The 4,008-nt window shown below is 54.4% G+C and carries 5 protein-coding genes; 3 read left to right on the top strand and 2 right to left on the bottom strand.

Annotation, left to right across the window (positions count from 1 at the left end; translation table 11 throughout):
- Nucleotides 1-200: 200 nt before the first annotated feature.
- Both pstS and ABX962_RS31920 read left to right on the top strand, forming a co-directional pair.
- The gene (gene pstS, locus ABX962_RS31915) at nt 201-1,313 is read left to right on the top strand and encodes a phosphate ABC transporter substrate-binding protein PstS (protein ID WP_372725678.1); all 1,113 of its coding nucleotides are present in this window, start codon (nt 201-203) and stop codon (nt 1,311-1,313) included.
- A 69-nt stretch (nt 1,314-1,382) separates the two neighbouring features.
- Nucleotides 1,383-1,835 carry an arsenate reductase ArsC gene (locus ABX962_RS31920; protein WP_372725680.1) on the top strand — a complete coding sequence of 151 codons (453 nt, stop codon included), beginning with the start codon at nt 1,383-1,385 and terminating at the stop codon, nt 1,833-1,835.
- A 116-nt stretch (nt 1,836-1,951) separates the two neighbouring features.
- On the opposite strand, the gene ABX962_RS31925 is transcribed toward ABX962_RS31920, so the two are convergent.
- Complete coding sequence (locus ABX962_RS31925) at nt 1,952-2,284, bottom strand: hypothetical protein (protein WP_372725682.1); 333 nt, start codon at nt 2,282-2,284, stop codon at nt 1,952-1,954.
- A gap of 65 nt (nt 2,285-2,349) precedes the next feature.
- On the opposite strand from ABX962_RS31925, the gene ABX962_RS31930 reads away from it, so the two are divergent.
- On the top strand, nt 2,350-3,093 hold the full coding sequence (locus ABX962_RS31930; protein ID WP_372725684.1) for a type 1 glutamine amidotransferase: 744 nt from the start codon (nt 2,350-2,352) through the stop codon (nt 3,091-3,093).
- 429 nt (nt 3,094-3,522) lie between these two features.
- On the opposite strand, the gene ABX962_RS31935 is transcribed toward ABX962_RS31930, so the two are convergent.
- Nucleotides 3,523-3,702: a hypothetical protein gene (locus tag ABX962_RS31935; protein WP_372725685.1), complete on the bottom strand. Its 180-nt coding sequence runs from the start codon at nt 3,700-3,702 to the stop codon at nt 3,523-3,525.
- Nucleotides 3,703-4,008: the final 306 nt, after the last annotated feature.

A 4,008-nucleotide genomic window follows, 5' to 3' on the forward strand; every position in this document is an offset into this window, starting at 1 on the left:
GGTCGGCTTGTGGGCACACTCCTATCGGGCACGATGTTTTTGCTTGCCGGATTGCCGGGATGCTTATGGACCTCGTGCGCGTTTGTGTTGATTGCCGCGGCGATGACGCTTTATTTGCCGACCTCCGACCGATCTTCCAATGCCGAGATGGCTCCTCAGACTTCTTAAGACAGTTTTTAGACGCCGAAAGGGAAACCGAAATGAACGACTTGGGTAAACGCGGATATTGGACCGCTTTGGCGGCATGGTGCGTGATGGCACTGCTGACAATCGGCTGCAGCGGATCAAGACCGAAAATTTCGGACTCGGCTGTCACCGGCGGCGGGTCGACCTTTGCTGCTCCGATCATCAACACGTGGGCCGAGCAGTATCACAAGCGACACGCCGATGTTGACATCCACTATGAATCCATCGGCAGTGGCGAAGGAGAGAAACGTTTCATCGAAGGTTCTATCGATTTCGGCGGGACCGATGCGGGGCTCTCCGAAGCGACTTTGAGTTCCGTTGAAGGTGGAGCGATTCAGATTCCAATTACGGCCGGAATCATCGTTCTCGCTTACAATCCCGAAGGCCTTCCCGCAAAATTGAACCTACCCCGAAATGTTTATGTGGACGCGTTTTTGGGGAAAGAGACGCGATGGAATGATCCGCGGATTCAAGAAGCGAATCCAGGCAAAAAACTTCCTGACCAACCGATTCATGTGATCGTCCGGCAAGACAGCAGTGGTACGACCTTTGCTTTTACGAACCACTTGGCCGCGATCAACGACGAGTGGGCCGATCAGTTTGGTAGCAACCCATCGGACGCTTCGAGGGGCCGTGGAGTCAAGGTGCTCGATTGGCCAGGGGCCGCGATGAGTGCATCAGGAAACTCGGGGGTTGCAGGAAGAATCAAGCAAACGCCTTATTCCATCAGCTATGTGCAATACGGTGCAGCCCGCGAAGTAGGGCTTGGCATGGCTGCATTGGAAAACCGAGCCGGAAATTACGTGGCTCCATCGGGAACGTCGGGACTGGAAACCTTGTTGAATGCCGAACTGCCCGACAACCTGCTCGCTTACGTCCCAGACCCCCGCGGTGAATACTCGTACCCGATTGTCACCTTCACATGGATTCTGCTTCGCAAACAGTACGCCGATGAAGCGCAGACCGAGCGAGTGAAATCATTTATCCAGTGGTGTCTCACCAGTGGTCAAGATTACGCCGAAGCCGCCGGTAACGTGCGTTTGGCGCCACACGTGATTCGGGCATCCGAGTCCAAGTTGGAATCGATGAAAGTGGTATCGAAGGATTCGTTCGTGCAGACGCCGTAGCGTGCCTTCCCGATTGTGTCGCCCGCTACGAGTCACGCGACTAGATAGATTGTTGAACCGGAGTCAGTCATGTCCAAACCCGTCGTATTGTTCCTCTGTGAAGGGAATTCGGCGCGAAGCCAGATGGCCGAGGCGTTCCTACGCAAACACGCGGGGAACCGCTTCGAGATTCACAGTGCAGGATTGAATCCACGCGACATTCATCCGTTGACCCTTCGCGTGATGGACGAAGTCGGAATTAGTTTGCAAGGTCACCGTTCCAAATCGCTAACGGAGTATCTCGGTAAACTCGCAGTCAGACATGTCATCATCGTCTGTGAGTACGACGAGAATTCGTGCCCTCATGTGTGGCCATTCACACGCCACACAATTCATTGGCCGTTTGAAGACCCTGCCGCCGCCGAGGGGAGCGAACGCGAACGACTCGATCGATTCCGAGCCGTTCGCAACGCCATCGAAGAACTCATCGTCCAGTGGGTTCGTCGTGGCGGCGCGGATGCGGAAGAACCGCGTCTGAGTTAGCGAGATAACTTTCGTTGGAATCGCGTCGAGGACGGCGTCATGCACCGCTGACGCGAACCCCGCAGTTCGCTCGCTGCAGGCATCATAATGCGATTTGTGTTGACCGCGCGAGCGTCTTAAAATTCGAGCGTTGAACTTGGCGGCAGCGGCACGTGGTTGGCTTTGCGCCAAGCGACCAATTGTTTCACCAGTGCTTCAGGCACTTCGGGATTTTTCGCGGCCAAGTTTTGGCTTTCTTTTTGATCCAGACGAAGATTGTAGAGTTCAGTCTTCCCCTTTTTGAGATACTGGATCAGCCTCCAGTCTCCCTTGCGAATGATGGAAGCGGCTGAATTCTTGTAGTCACTGGCGACAATCGAAAACAGGGCACGTTCTCGCAGCGGGTTGTCATTCCGACTTTGCAACCCGTTGTGACTGTTGTCCGGTCGCAATGATAAGGGTTCGAACATGCAGTGGTATCATGATTGTTTGTAGGGTGGACTTTAATTGATCTCGGATTTTGGACTCAACGACGATGGATACGTTTCTTCTTTTGCAGGTGCGCAATGCCGATGATCCGATGCGGACGCAGGAAGTCGATTGCTTTGCCCGAGCGATTGGCTGTGCGGCGCAGCAGATTCGCGTGTTTGATCTGCTGTCCGGGGTGCCCACGCCGAAGCAACTATATCAGGTTGACGTTGTTTTGTTGGGCGGCAGTGGAGACTATTCGGTCGCCGAAGGAGGCAATTGGATTTTGCCAGCACTCGAGGCGATGCGGGAACTGTGCGATCTGAATAAGCCGACGTTCGCATCATGTTGGGGGCATCAAGCGATGGCCCGAGCACTCGGCGGCGAGGTGGTCACGGACATGCAGCGGGCCGAGCTTGGTACGGTCGAAGTTCGCTTGACTCCGGCTGGCCGCGAGGATCCGGTTTTTGGACAGCTACCGGCGCGTTTTCTTGCTCCGATGGGGCACCAAGATTGCGTCATCCGCTTGCCGCCCGGAGCGATTTGTTTGGCATCGAGTGAGCGAACCGAAAACCAAGCATTTCGAATCGAGGGCAAACCGATTTACTGCACGCAATTTCACCCCGAACTCAACCGTACAGCATTGATCCAGCGTTTGCAGGCATACCCGCAGTATGTCCAGTCGATTAGCGGCGAGTCGATCGAGTCGTTCGTCGCCGATTTCAAAGAGACTCCCGAAACGAATCAGTTGCTCGGCCGCTTCATGAAGCACTTGCGAGAGGAAGGCCATCCGAAAACGAAGCAGCCGTAGCGGAATTTGTCAACGGCTTGTTGTTTTATTGAGCCGCTCGCGCGTCAGCGGCCGGGTCCCACGCGTTACCCGGTGCCTTACGGCCTTACGGCCCACGGCTGCGATTTGCATTTGGATTAAATCAACAAGCCGTCAAGAATTTCAGACGCGAGAAGGCTTGATCGAAAGTTATGTGCGACTTCCGCTACTGGTTTTTGGAACGGTTCGAAGACGCACCAAATCAATCCAGCTTAAAACAACGGCTCCACCATCTTGATTCTTACCTTCGTTCGTCAGGCCTTCCGCGACCCACGATCTGCTTTTCGACCGCGGTTAAGTCTTCGACCCGACTCTGGTCCGGATCTGCAGCCTCCTGTAACCCAATCATGACTGCCCCCGTACCTGTGATTAGCATGACGATCAGCCCCAACACGAAAATGGCAAAGGAAGTCATTGTGGGGCTCCCGATCGGGAAAATAGCAGGCTGCCGAAGGAAAGAATCGACGGTACCCAAATGCCCACAAAAAGACCTTCCTCCCGCTGACCGGAAAACCAAAGACCGACCGAGAAGAGGAACGAAATTGCTGCTCCTAAGATGACAAGCAGCTTGCCAAGAGATTGTTTGTTCATGCCTCTTTCCAAGTTCAGAATGTTGCTGCGGTCAATCGGCGGCATCCGCTCCGCGCGGATCGCGTTTCGATGTGGGATGTTCCCTTGTCATACGATAGAAGAGCGTAAAGGGCCGCTTCGGAAATAACTTCGTCATTTCAAAATGTTTCCCGAATGACATGAACCCTCCGGTGGCGTTAGAACCGTGCCGCTAGAGCTTTACTGGAATGAGCGTAGCTCGGCCAGCTTTAAAGGTAGTGGACGAGGCTACGAGTCCCAGCGACTTATTGGCACGACGGGACTCGTTGCCTCGTCCACTACAGAGAA

This window comes from Novipirellula sp. (assembly GCF_041583735.1).
GTDB lineage: Bacteria > Planctomycetota > Planctomycetia > Pirellulales > Pirellulaceae > Novipirellula.